19 protein-coding genes are annotated in these 18,197 nt (G+C 67.4%); 9 read left to right on the top strand and 10 right to left on the bottom strand.

The features are described 5' to 3' along the window. Positions 1-13 precede the first annotated feature (13 nt). A complete protein-coding gene (locus EV643_RS39070; protein WP_133805273.1) occupies positions 14-733 on the top strand; it encodes a hypothetical protein in 720 nt (239 codons plus the stop codon). Between the two features lie 25 nt (positions 734-758). Beyond that, complete coding sequence (locus EV643_RS39065) at positions 759-1,121, top strand: nuclear transport factor 2 family protein (RefSeq protein ID WP_133805272.1); 363 nt, start codon at positions 759-761, stop codon at positions 1,119-1,121. Between the two features lie 637 nt (positions 1,122-1,758). On the opposite strand, the gene EV643_RS39060 is transcribed toward EV643_RS39065, so the two are convergent. The 3 genes from EV643_RS39060 to EV643_RS39050 form a co-directional block, all read right to left on the bottom strand. Beyond that, the gene (locus tag EV643_RS39060) at positions 1,759-2,493 is read right to left on the bottom strand and encodes a DUF418 domain-containing protein (protein WP_238166112.1); all 735 of its coding nucleotides are present in this window, start codon (positions 2,491-2,493) and stop codon (positions 1,759-1,761) included. Positions 2,494-2,516: 23 nt separating this feature from the next. Next, positions 2,517-3,284 carry a RibD family protein gene (locus EV643_RS39055; protein WP_133805271.1) on the bottom strand — a complete coding sequence of 256 codons (768 nt, stop codon included), beginning with the start codon at positions 3,282-3,284 and terminating at the stop codon, positions 2,517-2,519. Positions 3,285-4,275: 991 nt separating this feature from the next. Further along, positions 4,276-4,617, bottom strand: coding sequence for a hypothetical protein (locus EV643_RS39050; RefSeq protein ID WP_133805270.1), 342 nt, complete (start codon positions 4,615-4,617; stop codon positions 4,276-4,278). 80 nt (positions 4,618-4,697) lie between these two features. Here EV643_RS39050 and EV643_RS39045 point away from each other — a divergent pair, with 80 nt between their 5' ends. The 3 genes from EV643_RS39045 (at position 4,698) to EV643_RS39035 (ending at position 9,584) form a co-directional block, all read left to right on the top strand. After that, positions 4,698-6,470, top strand: coding sequence for an NAD+ synthase (locus EV643_RS39045; protein WP_133805269.1), 1,773 nt, complete (start codon positions 4,698-4,700; stop codon positions 6,468-6,470). A 191-nt stretch (positions 6,471-6,661) separates the two neighbouring features. After that, entirely contained in the window at positions 6,662-8,785 is a 2,124-nt protein-coding gene (gene panB, locus EV643_RS47090) for a 3-methyl-2-oxobutanoate hydroxymethyltransferase (protein WP_370452426.1), read from the top strand. Between the two features lie 142 nt (positions 8,786-8,927). Further along, a complete protein-coding gene (locus EV643_RS39035; protein ID WP_133805268.1) occupies positions 8,928-9,584 on the top strand; it encodes a hypothetical protein in 657 nt (218 codons plus the stop codon). 56 nt (positions 9,585-9,640) lie between these two features. Here the strand turns inward: EV643_RS39035 and EV643_RS39030 are convergent, their stop codons facing one another. Beyond that, a complete protein-coding gene (locus EV643_RS39030) occupies positions 9,641-10,543 on the bottom strand; it encodes an aldo/keto reductase (protein ID WP_133805267.1) in 903 nt (300 codons plus the stop codon). Between the two features lie 96 nt (positions 10,544-10,639). Between EV643_RS39030 and EV643_RS39025 the strand changes: the two genes are divergently transcribed. Continuing rightward, positions 10,640-11,137: an NUDIX hydrolase gene (locus EV643_RS39025; protein WP_133805266.1), complete on the top strand. Its 498-nt coding sequence runs from the start codon at positions 10,640-10,642 to the stop codon at positions 11,135-11,137. 57 nt (positions 11,138-11,194) lie between these two features. Here EV643_RS39025 and EV643_RS44475 read toward each other — a convergent pair whose 3' ends face one another. Continuing rightward, entirely contained in the window at positions 11,195-11,371 is a 177-nt protein-coding gene (locus tag EV643_RS44475) for a hypothetical protein (RefSeq protein ID WP_166665740.1), read from the bottom strand. Positions 11,372-11,495: 124 nt separating this feature from the next. Continuing rightward, positions 11,496-12,236: a helical backbone metal receptor gene (locus EV643_RS39020; RefSeq protein WP_133805265.1), complete on the bottom strand. Its 741-nt coding sequence runs from the start codon at positions 12,234-12,236 to the stop codon at positions 11,496-11,498. Between the two features lie 358 nt (positions 12,237-12,594). On the opposite strand from EV643_RS39020, the gene EV643_RS39015 reads away from it, so the two are divergent. Continuing rightward, the gene (locus EV643_RS39015; RefSeq protein ID WP_133805264.1) at positions 12,595-13,188 is read left to right on the top strand and encodes a histone H1-like repetitive region-containing protein; all 594 of its coding nucleotides are present in this window, start codon (positions 12,595-12,597) and stop codon (positions 13,186-13,188) included. 56 nt (positions 13,189-13,244) lie between these two features. On the opposite strand, the gene EV643_RS39010 is transcribed toward EV643_RS39015, so the two are convergent. After that, entirely contained in the window at positions 13,245-13,439 is a 195-nt protein-coding gene (locus EV643_RS39010; RefSeq protein WP_133805263.1) for a hypothetical protein, read from the bottom strand. 46 nt (positions 13,440-13,485) lie between these two features. Here EV643_RS39010 and map point away from each other — a divergent pair, with 46 nt between their 5' ends. Continuing rightward, positions 13,486-14,334: a type I methionyl aminopeptidase gene (gene map / locus EV643_RS39005; protein WP_133805262.1), complete on the top strand. Its 849-nt coding sequence runs from the start codon at positions 13,486-13,488 to the stop codon at positions 14,332-14,334. An 83-nt stretch (positions 14,335-14,417) separates the two neighbouring features. On the opposite strand, the gene EV643_RS39000 is transcribed toward map, so the two are convergent. Beyond that, positions 14,418-15,815, bottom strand: coding sequence for a S10 family peptidase (locus EV643_RS39000; protein WP_238166120.1), 1,398 nt, complete (start codon positions 15,813-15,815; stop codon positions 14,418-14,420). Between the two features lie 502 nt (positions 15,816-16,317). Here EV643_RS39000 and EV643_RS38995 point away from each other — a divergent pair. After that, positions 16,318-16,698, top strand: coding sequence for a YybH family protein (locus tag EV643_RS38995; RefSeq protein ID WP_166665741.1), 381 nt, complete (start codon positions 16,318-16,320; stop codon positions 16,696-16,698). Positions 16,699-16,700: 2 nt separating this feature from the next. Here the strand turns inward: EV643_RS38995 and EV643_RS38990 are convergent, their stop codons facing one another. Both EV643_RS38990 and EV643_RS38985 read right to left on the bottom strand, forming a co-directional pair. Next, positions 16,701-17,198: a VOC family protein gene (locus EV643_RS38990; protein ID WP_133805259.1), complete on the bottom strand. Its 498-nt coding sequence runs from the start codon at positions 17,196-17,198 to the stop codon at positions 16,701-16,703. An 11-nt stretch (positions 17,199-17,209) separates the two neighbouring features. Then, the gene (locus EV643_RS38985; protein ID WP_202869964.1) at positions 17,210-18,019 is read right to left on the bottom strand and encodes a maleylpyruvate isomerase family mycothiol-dependent enzyme; all 810 of its coding nucleotides are present in this window, start codon (positions 18,017-18,019) and stop codon (positions 17,210-17,212) included. Positions 18,020-18,197: the final 178 nt, after the last annotated feature.

Genomic DNA, 18,197 nt, shown 5'->3' with positions numbered 1-18,197 from the left:
CACCGCACCCACAGTGCGTACGGACGACACCGGACCGGTAAAAGTTGTCCATGCGCAACTGGGGGTACTGCTCTGCCTGCCGTTCCTGGTCGCCGCCTGCGGCACCGAAACGGCTCCGACGGCCGATGCCTCGCCGTCCGCCTACATCAGCCTGCAGATGCAGGGCTCACCGTCCTCAGGTCAGCCGTCTCCGGAAGCGACGCCGACGCAGACCCAGCCGGCGCCGTTCCCGACCAAGCTTCCCAGCCGACCGCCGGTGCCCGAGAGCGCCTACCAGCAGATCACCGTCGCCCGGCTCGATGCTCCCGAATCCGCGCTGCGCGCCCCCGGTCCCGGCAACGCACAGGTGATCCTCGCCTGCGATTACGAGGAGTGGAGCCTGCAGTACGAGACCAACCTGCACGACGCCAGGTTGAACCCACCGGGTCAACACCCGATGGGCGACCAACGCGGCGACTACCTGAACGCGCGCACCTCCACCCGCTCCGGCGAGGCGCTGGGCAACCACGGAGATCCGGTCGCCGCCGGGTACATCGCCCGGTCCTACACGGAGGACTCCTGGCCCCAGTGGAAGCTGGTCACGGCCTTCGAGGTCCAGCGCCGGGATCTGACCAGGAAAAACGTGCTCGGGGCCCGCAACCAGTACGCGATCGGGTGCTCGGCAAAGTACGTTCCGACCCTGCTGGATGCGGTCCGGGTCAGCATCTACGCGCCGTGGGACTGGAAGATCTGACCAGCCGACCTGAGAGGATTTGCGGATGGCGACGATCCAGCAGGTGGCGGAGGCGTTCTCCACCCACCGGTATTCCGAGGTGTATCCGTTCCTGCATCCCGAGGTCAGCTGGACCTTGGTCGGAGCTGCCCGGCTCGAGGGGCGCGACCAGGTGATCCAGGCCTGCGAGGGTGCGCTGCAGCAGCTGTCCCGCAGCACCACCCAGTTCCTCCGCTTCAAGGCCATCGTCAGTGCCGACGCGGTCGCCGTCGACGCGATCGCCCGGTACGTCGACCAGAAGTGGCAGTCGTCCTTCGTCTCCTCGTGCGACATCTTCGAGTTCGTCCAGGGCACGTTGACCAACATCACGTCGTACACCCAGGAAATCGACTCGAGCACCATCCGCTAGTCCCAATGCCGCTTGGTCAGGCCACCTGGCTTGCCGTCAGGCTGATCGTCGTTCGACCGGTTTAGTCGACCCGCGCCGCCCAGGCACGGTCTCGCCACCGATGGGCTCAGCGCAACCGGGGCGGGTTTCTGCCCGCCCTGAGCCAACAACCCACCCCGGTCGCCACAAAAAACCTCCCCGGATCCACCTAGCGGTCCGCCTGACCCGGCCAACAGGCGACCTTGGGCAGCGGCCAGTCACATTTCGCGCCGGCCCACGTCTGATGGGTGCTCAACGTCGAGTCGCGCGGGTCGGGTCTGAGAGGTCGGGCGTCACTGAGCGGATTCTCGATGACCACGCCACCGTCAGAAGCGTCGTACGACGGTCAGCCGGACCAACCAGGTCGCCACGGGCCTGACACCGCGATCACGAACACCATCGCGGAACCGTGAACACCGCACCGTACGCCCGAACCCCCCGACAACCTGTTCACGGTCCCCGCACTCGCCCACACGGCCAGATGCCCAGCCCCCAACCCGACCACCACGCAGACCAGCTTTACGACAAGTCAGATCGGCTAGCTGAGCGGCAATGCCGTTAGTCCTGGGCCGCCCGTAGTAATGGGGCCACCCGTAGTACTGAGCGCCGTCCGTAGTACTCAGGTCGTTCGGGCGGTCAGCTTCGGCCGGCTCCGGTAGGTGACTCGGCGGATCAGCAGCTCGAACGGGCCGCGATAGCCGGTACGCCGCATACGGTCGGCGAGCAGGACGGTCGCCAGCCAGGTGGCCGCGGCCAACAGCGCGGTGGTCGTGACGCCGAGGGGGCCGGACAGGTCGAGCAGATAGGGCGCGAAGGCAACGGTCCAGACGACCGACTGGGCCAGGTAGCAGGTCAGGGACCGTTGCCCGGTGGCCGCGATCGCCAGCGTGATCGGACCGGGCTTCGGGGCGAACCGGATCGACAGCAGCGCGATCAGAGCCGCATAGCCGAAGCCACCGAGGACGCCGGCCGCATCGTGCAGCGGGCCGAACACGCTCAGCGCGTCGTCGCTCGGCCTGTCGATGACGCGGGCCAGCACGAGCGAGACGGGCTGCGCGCCGAGCACGGCCGCGCCGATGCCGACGACAACGGTCGTGGTCAGCAACCTCCGGTGCCGCGCCGGGTTCTCCAGGATCCGGCGCGGCCCCGCCCACAGGCCGACCAGGAACGGGCAGAAGAACCCGATCGGCCCGAGCAGCGCGATGAACGGGTGGACGGTGATCCGCTCGGCGAACTGCGTCCACAGATCCGGCGGAAGCATCGCCTGGTCCGGCGCGTCCGTGCTCGTCGCCAGCGAGTCGGCACTCGGCAACGCGGTCAGTGCGAAGAAGAGCGCTGCGACGATTCTGTGCACTAGTCAAGCTGTCGCAGGAGAGGTCAGCTTTCGGTTACGGCGTAGTGCAGGCGTACGGAGCCGCCGGTGTCAGTGTGTACCGAGAGCAATTGCAATCGGGTCGGAGGCTCGCCTACGGCAAGCGGTGGCCCGTCCATCACCGACGGTGTGCCGAGTCCGCCGATGAGAGCAGGCGCCAGCGTCAGGTGGAGTTCGTCGATTAGACCTGCCCGCAACATCGCACCGTTGAGGCCGCCGCCCGCGGTCGACAGCACGCAACTGATGCCGAGTTCGGTGCCCATCGCGGCGATCCCTCGCGCCAGGTCGACGCGCTCCTCGCCGACGACGAGATAGCAGATGCGTTCCCGGCGGAGATAGCCGAGATAGTCGGCCGGGGTCGACCGCGCCACCAGGACCAGCGCGTCCCAGTTCTCATGTTTCTCGGTCCAGCGCACTCGTCCGCGGCTGTCGACGACGGTGAACCACATGTGCGGCGGGGACGGTTGTCCGGTGATGTCCGGTGGGAGGAAGTGCTGGTAGAGCCCGGCGGTGTCACCGTCGTAGGTGGGCAGTTCTTCCGGAATCTCGTCCTCGGCGACCAGGCTGCCGCTGCCCTCCAGGATCGCGTTGCAGCCGTACTGCTGTCCGAGCACCTCGAGGATGTCGAGCGGCACCGGATCGGCGGCACGCGGCGTCATCGATCCCCACAGATCCGAACTTGGCTGGTGCATCAAGAGCGCGTCCCGGGTGAGCGCGACCTTCCCGTCGACACTGGCTCCCACACTGACCACCACGCGCGGTCGCTTCTGCATCACAGCCTCCTTCGGCTCGCTGGACGGCGGACACCAGATCTACCAGCGGCCACCGACAACGCGCGCCGGCCACATCCACGACCGGATGCCGATGACGTCACACCGGACAGCCGGGAGACCACCGTCAACGCATGATTGATGGTCCGCGGCGCGTACCCCGCGGCCAAGATGCGCTTGCCAGTCCTCTGATTCACCGCGCCGACGGCCGTCGCGCCCGGCCGGCGGGTGCGATGGGGATTTGTCGCTGACTTCATCCAGCCGACCAGCACCGCGACCTCGGACGACGTCGCCCGCTCCCAGAAACCACGCCGAAACCAGCGCAACAGATCGAATCCGTAGCCCGGGCGCGTCAACGGACTCGCATCGCCCAGCGCCAAGTCCCGCAGATACCGAACCGCTGACTCGATCTCGGCGCCGTCAGCGCCCACCACTACGAACGGAGGGAACCGACCTTCAGCAGCGACTACCTCTCCAACCCGCGGCAACTCGATTTGGCCATCCAGCAACTCCTGCCGAAGCTCGTCCAACGAACCAAGACCTCCACACCACCAGGCGACCCGCAAGAGAATAGAGACTTGGTGCAGTCAACTCGGATGAGCAACCACCGGTCCCACCGGATAGCCCAGACGCCGAGGACAGCAGTACGCCGTACGCACCGAGGATGTCGCCGACGTACAGCAGCATCGCGTGCGGGAACCCGAGCACCACCAGGACCAGGCTCCGCCGCCAGGGCAGGAACCGAGTCGCCCGGGCCACGGCTCCCCCGTCCTGCGGGAATCCGCCGAGCACCGAGGACCCGCGCAGGACGTAGTGCGAGTTCGCCAGAGCGATGAAGAGCAACATGAATCCGCGCGCCAGATCCGGGCCCAGCGCTCGCTCCCCCGACAGCCGTCGGCCCACCCATGGAAGTAGTCACCGCATCAGTGAGGCGGCGCTGTGGTGTCCCTACAGTCGCCGAAAGTATCCGTCCCGCCGACCTTCGTAGCTACCGTCAGTCGGTGGTGAGGCCTACTGGTTCAGGTGGCGCTGACTCCGGCAGCACGGCCGGTACGGCCGGTTGGGGCTCGGCGGCGGAGCGGCCGGCCAGCGCTGCGAGCTCGTCGCGGAACTGCGGGAGCATCCAGCGCAGCGGCTGGAGCAGCACCCGGCCGACGGTCGACTCGTCGATCCGGAGCAACTGCGCGATCCGGTGCACCGCGTCGGCCTCGTCGACCGCGGCATAGAGGAGGTGAACCACCTCGTGGCGATGCGCGTAAACGACCAGAGCGGCCGCTGCCAGGCCGGGATCGACCTCTGGCAGCTCCCGCTGAGCTTTGTCCCCGTGAACATCCATGACCGGTCAACGTCCGGACCGGTGACTTGGTCACGCCCTACGCGTGCGCGCGCGGGGCGGCGACCCAGTAAGGTGCTCCCGTGCCTCAGCTTCGGGTTGCTCTCGCTCAGCTCAATGTGACGGTCGGTGACCTCGACGGAAACGCCGAGAAGATCGTCACGTGGACCCGGAACGCGGTCGAGCGCGGCGCCCACGTGGTCGCCTTCCCGGAGCTGGCCCTGACCGGGTATCCGGTGGAGGATCTCGCCCTGCGCAGGTCTTTCGTGGACGCCTCCCAGGCTCGGGTCGAGGAGCTGGCCCAGCGACTCCAGGACGAGGGCCTCGGCGAGACCGTCGTGGTCTGTGGATACCTCGGCCGCGCGACCGGTACGGCGATGGGCGTCGACCGCCTCGGCCGGCCCAAGGGCTCCCCGACGAACTCGGCTGCCGTGATCCACCGGGGTGCGGTGGTCACCTCCGCGGTCAAGCACCACCTGCCGAACTACGGCGTCTTCGACGAGTTCCGGCACTTCGTCCCCGGCAACACCCTGCAGGTGATCCGGATCCACGGCATCGACGTCGCGCTGGTGATCTGCGAGGACCTCTGGCAGGACGGCGGACCCGTCGCGGTCACCCGGGCCGCCGGAGCCGGTCTGCTGCTGGTCGTCAACAGCTCGCCGTACGAGGCCAACAAGGACGACGTCCGCGGCGAGCTGGTCAGTCGCCGGGCCCGCGAAGCCGGCTGCTCGCTGGCGTATGTGAACCTCATCGGCGGACAGGACGAGCTGGTCTTCGATGGCGACTCACTGATCGTGGACGCCGAGGGCAAGACACTCGCCCGCGCCCCACAGTTCGAGCAGGGCGGCATGGTCGTCGACCTCGAGCTCCCGGCCGCGACCGCGACACCGAAGGGCGAGCACGAGGGCATCGAGATCGTGCACACCGTTCTGCACGAGGACCCGTTGCCGGCGTACGAGCCGATCGCCGCGGCGCAGGCGCCCAGGCTGGCCGACGAGGCCGAGATGTACGGCGCGATCGTGCTCGGCCTGCGCGACTACGTACAGAAGAACGGCTTCAAGTCGGTGCTGCTCGGGCTGTCCGGCGGGATCGACTCGTCGCTGGTCGCCGCGATCGCCTGTGACGCGATCGGCGCCAAGCACGTGTTCGGGATCTCCAACCCGAGCGTCTACTCCAGCGACCACTCCAGGGACGACGCGGCCGAACTGGCGGCGCGGACCGGGCTGAACTACCGGGTGGTGCCGATCCAGCCGATGGTGCAGCCGTTCCTGGACACGCTCGGGCTGACCGGGCTGGCCGAGGAGAACCTGCAGGCCCGGGTCCGGGCGGTGATCTGGATGGGGCTGTCGAACGCCGACGGCCACCTGGTCCTTGCCTGTGGCAACAAGTCGGAGCTGTCCGTCGGCTACTCGACCATCTACGGCGACGCGGTCGGTGGGTACGCACCGCTGAAGGACGTGCCGAAGACGCTGGTCTGGCGGCTGGCGAAGTGGCGGAACGCGGACGCGAAGGCGCGCGGACAGCAGCCGCCGATCCCGGAGAACTCGATCGCCAAACCGCCGTCCGCGGAGCTTCGGCCGGGGCAGCAGGACACCGACTCGCTGCCGCCGTACGAGTTGCTCGACGACATGCTCGACGATTACGTAGAGCAAGACCGCGGCAGCGCCGAACTGGTCGCCGCCGGATTCGACCCCGAGTTGGCCAGCAAGGTGATCCAGCTGGTCGACAAGGCGGAGTACAAGCGCCGGCAGTATCCGCCGGGCCCGAAGATCACCCATAAGGCGTTCGGCCGGGACCGCCGGCTACCGATCACCACCGCCTGGCGTGAAGATGCGAGAAAGGCGGCCGGGAACTGAGTGGCTCGTGGCGGAACCGCCCTTCCTCCGACCCCTCCGGGGACCCTTCCTGGGATGACAGCTCCGAACCGCCCTGGGGCACGCCCGCGGGGCGCAACTCCGGGTACTCCGGCCTGCCCGCCGACGATGTGAGTGATCCCTCATCGACAGCCGGTAGCGCTCACGCACCGCGACGGTGGGACGATGAAGGCATGGTTGACAACTTCATGTCGGCCGGTACCAACGGCGACGCCGACGAGGAGCTGCCGGCGCCGTACGGGACCGGACCGAAGAACCGGACAACCGAGGAGCACCACCGCTCGGACTACAGCTACACCGACGACTCCGGCGACGGCTGGCGCGACAGCACGCCCGGCGGTCTGGCCGGTCTCGATCCGTCCCCGCAACTGCCGAGCGCGCCCCGCGCCTACGGCGAACGTGGCCCGGTGCCCCAGCAGCCGTACGTGCCGAAGTCCCCGTACCTGCCCGGGCCCCCGCCGCCCGCCCCGGAGCGCGGCTACCCGAGCCAGTACTCCGAACCGCAGCAGCCGAGCTCGTACGACGAGACGACGCGGCCCAACTACTACGGCGACTCCAGCAGCCGGTACGACGAGTCCCCGTTCGCGCCGTCGTCGTACCAGGAGCCAACCGGTCGCTCCCAGCAGGAGCCGAGCAGCCGGTCGCACCCGGAGCCGACTAATCGGCCGTACCGGCCTTCGGGTCCGCAAGGTCAACCACAGCAGGGCCCGCCACCGGCACCGCCGCAGCAGCAGGGCCGTCCGAGTCCCTTCGCCCCACAGCCAGGACAGGGCAGCAACGGCACTCCCCAGAGTCGTCCCACTCCCCCGCAGCAGCAGGGTCCGAGTGGACCGCCTCCTGCTCCGCCGCGTCCGGCAGGGCCGCCGGCCAGCAACGGCGTCGCGCCGCACGCGTCCAACGGGACGACCAGCAACGGGTGGACGACGCCTGCACCCACGCAGGCCAGCACGCCTCCGCCACCGAGCCAGGCCAACGGTCAGAACACTGGGCGTCTAGTGCCCCCCAGCAGTGGTCCGGCGCCGACCGGTCAGGCACCGACCACGCCACAAGCACCGCCGCCCTCGCCTCCTGCCCAGGCTGCGGCGGCTCCCGCACCGCAGACGCCGCAGGCTTCGCAGAACCTGCCGCCCGCGAACCGGCCTGCCCCGCCGCAGCAGCCACAGCCGAACGCCGCCACCAACGTCTACCTGACGGATCCGAGCGCGGAGTACGAGAGCAACGTCCCGGAGTCGACGTCCGACAGCCGCCCGGTCGGAGCGCGGGTCGGGGCGCGGCGACGGGCCGACGTACAGCAGGACGCACCCAGCCAGGTTCACAACCAGGCGCAGGCCGAGCTCACCGGCTCCCACCGGGCCAGGCGGGCCCAAGCAGCGGCCGACCTGGCTGCCGCTAAACCCACAGCCAGCCTCGGTGAACCGGTGACCCCGTCCGCATCCAGCGAAGCCGGTAGGCCGACCGAGGGCAACGCATCGGGTGAGGCGCCCGTCAGCGGCAGCAAGCGGCCGCGCAAGTACCGGATCCACCACCTGCGCGACATGAAGAACCGTGGCGAGAAGTGGGCCATGCTGACCGCGTACGACCAGTACACGGCCGAGATCTTCGACGAGGCCGGTATCCCGGTGCTGCTGGTCGGCGACTCCGCGGCGAACAACGTCTACGGCTACGAGACCACGCTGCGGGTCACGGTCGACGAGCTGATCCCGCTGGCACGTGCGGTGGCGACGGCCGCCCAGCGCGCGTTGGTGGTCGCGGATCTGCCGTTCGGTTCGTACCAGGCGTCGCCCGAGCAGGCGTTCCACACCGCCGTGCGCTTCATGAAGGAAGCAGGCGTCGCCGCGGTCAAACTGGAGGGCGGCCGGACCGTCGTACCGGCCGTGGAGAAGCTGACCCAGTCCGGCATCCCGGTGATGGCGCATATCGGCTTCACCCCGCAGAGCGAACACGCGATCGGCGGCTACCGGGTCCAGGGTCGCGGCGACCAGGCGGCCGGGCTGATCGACGACGCGGTCGCACTGGCCGAAGCCGGCGCCTTCTCCGTCGTTCTGGAGATGGTCCCCGGCGACGTCGCGGCCGAGATCACCAAGCGGATCCCGGTCCCGACCATCGGCATCGGCGCGGGCCGCGACACGGATGCCCAGGTGCTCGTCTGGCAGGACATGGCCGGCCTCCGCTCCGGCCCCATGCCCCGCTTCGTCAAGCAGTACGCCGACCTCCGCAGCATCCTCACGACCGCCGCCACCAGCTACGCCAACGAGGTAGCCACCGGCACCTTCCCCACCGACGACCACACCTTCTAGCTTCACCCGGCGAGCCTTTTGCGTCAGGTGAACGTGGATTTTACGTTTCCCTGCAGAAATCGATCTTCCCAAGCACCCGCCAGAGTGCTTGACTCCTCAGGTTGCCCCGGCAACGAGCTGGGGGCTTTCGGAGGGGAAAATCTTGCGTATCACAAAGAAGGCAATCGCGCTGTCCGTCGCCGTCGTGGCGGCAGTCGGCGGCGGGATCGTGCTGGCGACGTCGGCCAATGCGGCCGATCCGGCAGCGGTCGCCGGCCCGATCCCGAACACCGAGGGTTCGGTGTCGGGCTGGAACCTCAAGAACGGCACCATCTACGGTGCGGACATCGACCCGAACGTGGTCAAGTGGTTCACCGGCACCTACAACAACACGGTGACCAGCGACAGCGTGAAGGACGGAGCGCTGGCCGAGACGGACCTGAACGACGCCGTCAAGGGCAAGCTGAATGCAGTCGGGGGTCCGGTCGGCCCGGCCGGTCCGGAAGGTCCCGCGGGTCCGAAGGGCGACACGGGCGTGGTCGGCCTCACCGTCAGCAGCCCGATGAAGGTCGTCCCGACCGGGTTCTCCGAGATCAAGCTCGACTGCGCCGACGGTAAGAAGGCCCTGTCCGGCGGATTGAAGTGGGATTCCGGCGTCAAGAGCGAGGCGAAGCACGTCGTCGTGAACGGCACCTACCCGAGCGACCTAGCGGACGCGGAGGGCCTCTCGACCGCGAACTCGTGGACGATCGCGCTCACCAACAACGCCCCCAATGAGATCACCGTCCAGCCCTTCATCACCTGCGCCACCATCGGCTGACCACTCGCACCACAAGAGCTCCCGACCTCGGCTAAAGGTCGGGAGCTCTGTCGTTGCTAGATCCAGGGCAGGGATGAGCGTTCGGTCCAGTACTCAGATGGTGTCTGCGCGAATTCGGTGAGGGGTTCGACGTCGCGGGCGGCGAGGTTGCTGTCGAGTTGCGCGGGAGTGGTGGCGCCGCTGAGGACGATGTCGGTCCACGGGTTGGCGAGGGCGGCGCCGATTGCGAGGGCGTCGGGGGTGAGGTGGTGGTGGGCGGCGAAGGTGTTGAAGGGGGTGTCGCCGGCGCGGGTGGTCAGGCGGCCGTTGGCGACGGCTTCTTTGATGACGACGAACCAGCCGGCCTCGTGGGCTTTGGCGAGCGTGGGGCCTGCGGAGGGTTCGAGGACGTTCCAGGTGGATTGGACGGCCGTGAACGGGCCGTTGAGGTCGAGAGCCGCTCGGAGGGTGGCTGCCTGGTGGGGGCCGCTGGTGGAGAGGCCGACGCGGACACCTTCGGCCGCGAGTTGGGTCAGGCGGTCGAGCAGTTTGACGTCGCCGAGGGCGGGGCTGTCCGGGGTGAGGCTGTGGATCAGGTAGAAGTCAGGTGGACCGCCGAGGGCCTGGAGCGTCTCGGGCCACTGGCGCTCGAAGGTGGCCAGTGAGTGGTCCTTCACCTCGTGCGTCTCGGCGTCGTGGCGCCAGTCGGCGACGTACGTGTAGCCCCACTTCGACCCGATGGTGAGTTGGGCCCGTCGCTCCGGGGTCAGCCACTCGCCGAGGAAGACTTCGGCGAGGCCGTACGAGCGGGCGGCGTCGAAGTACCGGATGCCGGCCTGCCAGGCCTGCTCGAGGAGTTCGTGGGTGCGTCGCCGGAGATCGACGACGGCCCGGCCGGGTGGCAGGTCCTCGTCGTGTCCGAGATTGATGTACCCGGGCCGGCCGAGTGCGGCCAGGCCGAGGCCGATTCGTTGCGCCATGTCTTCGATCGTCTCACTGCGGGCACGGGGCAACGAATGTGAGACGCGCCGCAGGAGCCGTCGCCGTACCGGCTTCGTCCTCTAGCGTTTTGAGGTGTGACCGAATCGCGCCTGCCTCCGCCCGGAACCGTCGTCCGGCGTACGACGGCCCGCGTCCTGCCCGTCCGCTCGGACGGCCGGGTGTTGCTGTTGCACGGGTGGGACCCGCTGAAGCCGACGACGCCGTACTGGTTCACGATCGGTGGCGGCGTCGAGACCGGCGAGACGGTCGCACAGGCCGGTAGTCGCGAACTGCGCGAGGAGGTCGGCATCCAGCTGCCGGCCGAGGCACTGGGCGAACCGGTGGCGACGAACACGATCGAGTTCGAGTGGGGCGGCTGCCGGATCATCCAGCACCAGACGTTCTTCGCCGTCGGCGTGGACCGGGTCGAGGTGAGCTTCGCCAACCAGGAGCAGCTCGAACTGGAGACGATCAGCGCGCACGGCTGGTGGTACTCGGACGAACTGGAGGCGACCGGTCAGGCCGCGCACGTCACCATCCCCGGTCTGCTCCGCCAAGCCGTCGACGCCATCAACCTGCGCCAGGCGTCCTGAGCCCAGCCTCCTGGGAGCAGCCTCCTGGGAGCAGCCTCCTGGGACCAGCCTGGCGAGTCAGCGGCTGCGGGCTTCCTTCAGCAGCTTCTTCGGGATCTTCTTGTCGACGAGGTAATGCCGCAGGTCGCACCGCTCCGCGCAGCCGGCATCGGCGAGCCGCTTGAGGACCACCGGGCACTTCTTGCACCTCGGCTTGTCCTTGCAGCACTTCTTCTTCGCGGTCATCGACGGCATGCCGAAAGAGTAGGTGAGGCAACCCTAAGCGTCTAGCTGACAAGGCAGTATTCGTGGCGCACCTCACGCCCACTGTCCGCTGATCGCTCCGATTGTCCGCTCATCACGATCGGCCGTCCGCTGATCACGTCAGCTGTCCGGTGAGCAGGTCGCGGGCTTCGACCAGTGACGGTCCGTACCAGGTCAGATGCCGGCCGGACACACATACCGCTCTTTCGCCGAATGCCTCCGGCCCGTCGTCCGGCGAAAAGGCATAAGGCTCGTCCGGCAACACCACCAGCTCGTACGCCGGTAACGCGGCCGGGTCGATCCGCGGATACCGCTCGGCCGAATCCGCGAACACGTTGTCGATGCCGATCCTTTGCAGCAGATCACCGGCGAAGGTGTTCCGGCCCAATGCCATCCACGGCCGCCGCCAGATCGGAATCACGGCCCGCCGGCGCGGACCGGCGTACGGCGGTCGCCACACCTCGCGGGCTTCGTCGAGCCAACCGGGGACGTCGCCGGTGATTGCCGAGAGCATTCGTCTCAGTGATTCCAGTGACTGCTCGACGGTCGTCGGTGCGGTCACCCAAACCGGCAGACCGGCGTCCCTCAACGCGGCCAGATCGGGGTCGTGATTCTCCTCGGCATTCGCGATCACGACATCGGGCGCGAGCTTGCGAATGAGGTCGACGTCGGGGTTCTTCGTACCGCGAACACGAACCACGTCGAGGTCGGCCGGATGTGTGCACCAATCGGTCGCGCCGACGAGCAACTCTCGATGTGTGGCCGCGATCGACTCCGTCAACGACGGCACGATGCTCACCACCCGACGTACTCGCGAGGGCAGTTCGACATGCATGCCGAGGTCGTCGCGCACCATCACTCCAACTCGTTGAAGGCATCGTTCAGACCAGCATCGCAGAGGTCTTCGAAGGGTGTTGCGGGTGCGTTGTGACGAGAGGTTGCCGAGGACAACACTTCGCTCGGAAGCACGAAGAGGGCACATCAGGGCCTTCTTCGTGCGCGTGTCGCCAACAATTATTTGCGGCCGTCCGGCATGCTCGACCTGCACCGGAATCCCTTCTGCACAAGGATTTTCGGCTTTACCGCCCGAATTGCGGGCCTGGACGCCTTGACCTGCGGGCGTTTCGGGTGCTTTACGTAGGCACCAACTGTTGTCATCATCGTGACGACGAGGAATCCACCGTGGTTTTCCTCAGCCGCACCAAGGAGGCAGAGTGCCAGCCAAGAAGGCAGCCGCAGGGAAGGCGACAGCCAAAAAGGCTTCTCCCGCCAAGAAGACTGTCGCCAAGAAGGCCCCAGCCGCAAAGAAGACCGCCGCGCGCAAGGTCACCGCGGCGAAGAAGACAGTGACGAAGAAGGTGAGTGCGGCCAAGAAGGCGGTCTCCAAGGCGCCCGCCAAGAAGGCGCCGGCAAAGAAGACGACCGCGGCGAGGACGACGGCCGCGAAGAAGACGGTGGCGAAGAAGGCTCCCGCCAAGAAGGCCCCCGCAAAGAAGACGGTGGCCAAGAAGACCGTTGCCAAGAAGGCCCCGGCGAAGAAGGCCGCGGCCAAGAAGGTGGTAGCGAAGAAGGCCCCGGCAAAGAAGGCGCCGGCCAAGAAGACCGTCGCCAGGAAGACGGTGGCCAAGAAGGCTCCGGCGAAGAAGGTGGCCGCGAAGAAGGCCCCGGTCAAGGCCGCGGCGAAGAAGGCCCCGGCGAAACGCGTCGCGGCGAAGAAGGCGCCGGCCAGGACGGCCGCCCGCAAGACCGTCGCCAAGCGCACGCCGGCCCGCAAGGCCCCGGCCCGCCGGGTGGCGAAGAAGGCCTGACGAAACAACGAGGGGCACCACCTTTCACGGTGGTGCCCCTCAGTCGTCGGTTCGCGTCAGTCGTCTTCCCACTTCGGGTCGTTGTCCCAGGCCTCGTTGCGTTCCTGGACCTTCTCGAGGGCCCGGGCAGCTTCCTCCGGGGAGCTGTAAGGCCCCAGCCGTTCGGCCGCCCTGTCCCCTTGGTAGGGCTCGACCTTGCCGGTTTTGACGTTGTAGTACCACTCGTTGCTGTGATCGTCGGCCTTGGGCATGGCCACCTCCTGGGGCGTTGATACCGCTCACTAGAATGATCTCACCATGTCGCTTCTCACTCCCGGCATCATCTCGCCGCGCCGCCCGGTCCCCGCATCCATTCCGCGCCCGGAGTATGTCGATCAGCCCGCGCCCACGCCGTACGAGGGCTCGTATGTCACATCGCCCGAGCTGATCGAGAAGATGCGCGTCGCGGGCAGGCTCGCGGCGCAGGCGCTGGCGGCGGTCGGTGAGGCCGCGAAGCCCGGTGTCACCACCGACGAGCTGGACAGGGTCGGTCATGAGTTCCTGGTCGAGCACGGGGCGTACCCGTCGACGCTCGGCTACCGCGACTACCCGAAGTCCCTGTGCACGTCGGTGAACGAAGTGATCTGCCACGGCATCCCCGACGACCGCCCGCTCGAGGACGGCGACATCGTCAACGTCGACATCACCGCGTACATCGGCGGTGTGCACGGCGACAACAACGCGACGTTCCTGGTCGGCGATGTCGACGAGGAGAGCCGGCTGCTGGTCGAGCGCACCCGGGAGGCGATGAACCGCGGCATCAAGGCGGTCAAGCCCGGCCGCCAGGTGAGCATCATCGGCCGCGTCATCGAGTCGTACGCAAAACGCTTCGGGTACGGCGTGGTCCGCGACTTCACCGGGCACGGCATCGCCACGTCGTTCCACTCCGGCCTGATCATCCCGCACTACGACGACGAGCGATTCGACGACGTGATCGAGCCCGGGATGACGTTCACCATCGAGCCGATGCTCACCCTCGGCACGTACGAATACGACCTTTGGGACGACGGCTGGACCGCCGTCACCAAGGACAAGTCCCGCACCGCCCAGTTCGAGCAGACCCTGGTGGTCACCGACACCGGCGCCGAAATCCTCACCCTGCCTTAGTCACACTGCCGTAGCCCGTGCGTCGGCGATGACCTCGTGGCCGAAGGCGAGGGTGGTGGCGGCGAGATCCTCGGGTGTGTCGCTCATCGGTTGGATGCTCCGTGGATGAAGGCGGCCAGGTCCTTCGCCTGCTGACGGCGGGAAGCATCATGGACGTACATCATGTGGCCGGCCGGGTAGTAGCGGACCTCGACGTTCGGCACCAGCTCCGGCGGCAACTGCAGTCGGCCGAGCGTGTACTCCGTCGCGTAGTACGGCGTCGCGCAGTCGTAGTGACCCGATCCGACGTGCACCTTGAGATGCGGGTTCGCGCGCATCGCGTCCGCGAGTTTGCCGGCCACCGTGACGTGGTCGTTCTCGAACTCCTTGAACGACCAGTCCTTGTTCGCATCCTGGCTGAGGAACTCGTACGGCAGATCGTTCTCGTACTCCAGCTCGGCCCGCAAGTAGTGGTTCAACGCAGCGGTGTACGGCCCGATGATGGCGCTGAACGACGGGTCCTCGAGCGGCCGTTCGCGACCGAAGTCGGGATCCCAGCCGGTGAAGCGCCCGTCCAGCCGGCCGACCACCAATCGCCGCGAGCGCAGCAGTTCGGAGAAGAAGCGGGTGTGCTCGATCCGCAGGTCCACCCGGTCGACGTAGTCCTCGGAGAGCCCGGTCAGCGCCGCCAGCCGGGTCACCACCGCAGCCCGCTCCTCGGCCGGCAAACGGTTGCCTTGCGCAAGCGCTTGCGGATACGGACCGGCGGCGAACTCCTCCGCGTCGGCCAGCACGTCCTCCAGCGATCGCCCTTCACCCGCGACCCCGTGGTAGTGCGCGAGCGCGGCGTACGACGGGAGGAACAACGAGTACGGCAGATCGTTCCCCGGCGAGAACACGATAGTGCCGAACTCGAGCACGGCCGAGATCAGCATCACCCCGTTCAGGTACATCCCGTACCGCTCCTGCAGATGCGCCGCCAACCCCGCGGCGCGCGTCGTACCGTACGACTCCCCCGCCAGGAACTTCGGCGACATCCACCTGCCGTTGCGCGCCGTCCACAACCGGATCACTTCACCGACGGACTCCAGGTCGCGCGTGAACCCGTGGTACTCCCCCGGCTTCTCGCCCTCGACAGCGCGCGAGTACCCCGTCGACACCGGGTCGATGAACACCAGATCACTGTGCTGCAGCAGCGTCTCCGCGTTGTCCACCAACCCGTACGGCGGCGGCGCGAGCTCACCCGCATCGCCGGACACCACCCGACGCGGCCCCAGCAACCCAAGATGCAACCAGATACTCGACGACCCCGGCCCACCGTTGAACGCAAACGTCACCGGCCGTTCCCCCGCGTCCGCCCCGTCCAACGTGTACGCCGTCAGAAACACTTCCGCCTTCGGCAGATGCCCGTCGAACTTCCCGTCCGTCAACACCTCCTGCCGCAACACGATCCGCCCAGCAGTAGCCGTGTACTTCAGCTTCCGCCGCCCCACCGTCAACACATGCTGCGTACTCGTCAACTCGTCAACCGGCCCCTGAGCCGCCCCCTTCACCTCCCCCGACTCAACTTTCGCCCCCTCCTCAACTCTCGCCCCCTCCCCGGCCCCCTCCCCCTTCTCCTCAACCGTGTCCTCCGGCTTGCCAGCCCGCTCACCCGTCACCATGCAACGACCCTAATTCACCCCACGGACAACTCTTCGCCCCGCCCGATCCCCACCACGTCGGTGCTGGCGCCCCTCATCCACAGCACGGCAACTTTTCGCCAACATCCGGCAATTGGTTACCGTCATCGGCGCAGTACTGCCCAACCCCGGGACCTTGAACAACGACCCGGGACCGTGAACTGGCTATTACATGTTCAAGCCCCCCACTTCTTGACCGAGGTCCCCACCGACGCCCCGATCCGGCCCACGCGAACCCCCACCCGGCCCGCGAGCCTGTACGCCGCAGCGCCCCGGTGCGATGGTGAGCGGAAGGGGATTTCTTCAAGGGGAGGTGGGATCGATGGCCGAGCTCGAGGCGACGGTCCGGAGGATGATGACCGCGTTCGACCAGAAGGATTGGGACACGATCCGGACGCTGACGACCGAGGACGCACAAGGAGTGGACGAGGTCTCGCGACGCTGGCTGCGCGGCGCCAAGGAGATCGACGCGTATTACGCGGAGCTGAGTCCCCTGATGGGGGCGATCAGCAGCGAGCTGAACGACGTACACGAACTCGACTGGGGTGACACGGGTCTGGTGACCTGCTGGCTCGAGCAGGACTACGAGTTCGACGGCAGGCAGCAGCACGTGTCGTCACCGACCACGGTCGTGCTCCGCAAGGCCGAGGACCAGTGGCAGATCGCCCTGATGCACACGATCCCGCTGCCCGAGGAGGAGTAACCCTACAAAACGGTCAATCCGTACATCTCGCCGAGGGGGTCGGCGATCAGTTCCAGCCGCGTGCCGTCGGGATCGCGGAAGTAGATCGACGTCCCGCTCTCCTCCTGGTACTCGACGTGCGCCGATCGCAGGTTGTTCTTCAACCTCTCCCACCGCTCCGGTTCGACCGAGATGGCGATGTGGTGCAGCCCGCCGAGCACTTCGGCGTACGGCCCCAGATCCAACCCGGGAAAGTCGAAGAATGCGAGCAGATTCCCATTGCCGATATCGAAGAAGAAGTGGTTCGACCCTTTGTAGTCCCGGTTCTCGACGATCTCGGTCAGCGGGAACTCGAGCACGCCCTCATAGAAGCGCACCGTCCGCTCCACATCAGCGCAAAGCACGGCCACATGATGCAACCCCCGCGCGGACGAGGCGGGACGCTCGCCGACCGGGCGCAAGTACGTCGCCCTGATCCGTTCCCGTTCCGTCTCGATGCGGTGCAAATCGAGCTCGGTCATCAAACCCCTCCTCAGATCCGGAAGAACAGGTTCAGGTACCGGTCGGCGGTGGCCCGATCGCCACGGATCGTGCCGGCGTTACTCCGCCCAAAAGCGGTCAGCACAAAACTCCCCGGGTCGAACTCGAGCACAGTACTCAGATCGCTCACATCGCCCGACTCGTACGACATGCCCTCGGGGCCGACCTGCACCCGGGTGTCACCGGCGTTCGGCCCACTGGTGATCCGGATACCCAGCTCGCACGGATCCTTGTAGCCGGTCGTGTACTGCCACAACACGAACATGAACGGCACCAGCAGATCGGCAGCCTCACCGGCGAGACCGTGCGCCCGCCCAGTGCCCTGCCGAACGTCCCACGAGTGGACGCCGTAATCCATCAACTGGAAACCGGGAAAGAAGAACGCCGGCAGCGGCCCCATGTAGAAGTGCGGCACCGTCAAACCGCCCCACTCGTCCGGCCCGAGCGCGTCGAAGATCTCCATGATCTTGTCGAAGTCGCCGCGCAACCGCTCGACCAACTCGGCCCGGGGAACGCCCCGCAATGCGAGCGCCTGCTGGTCGACCCGATCTGCCATCCCCGGCAGTCCGTACGCCGCCGGCACCTCGGTGTGCGACCGCGCCGCGTCGAAGGCGACGAAGTACGCCTCGGTGGTGTCGGCGATGTGCGCCACGACGTCGCGGACCTGCCAGTGACCGGCGCCGGTCGGCGCGTCCCAGGTCTCCTCGTGGTCGACCAGGTCGAAGAACTGTTCGGCCTCGGTCCGGACCACGCGGAGGATCGTGTCCTTGCCCTCGTACGACATGGCGTTCCAGTTGCTCATGTCCGCACACCTCCCAAAGCTCTTGAATTTCAAAGTACTCCGGCCCGCGCGCCCCGGGAACAGCGCAGCAGGGGACGGCAACCCAGGGCCCCGGCATAGTCGTGTTTCAGCAGGTCAGGAGCAGGTTGAGGATGGTTTCGGGGTCTCGGGCGTGATGTCGTAGGCGTTGGGCGATGTT

Source organism: Kribbella caucasensis (assembly GCF_004361855.1).
GTDB lineage: Bacteria > Actinomycetota > Actinomycetes > Propionibacteriales > Kribbellaceae > Kribbella > Kribbella caucasensis.
Note: the sequence above shows the minus strand (reverse complement) of the source record. Positions and strands in the feature narration are given on the sequence as shown.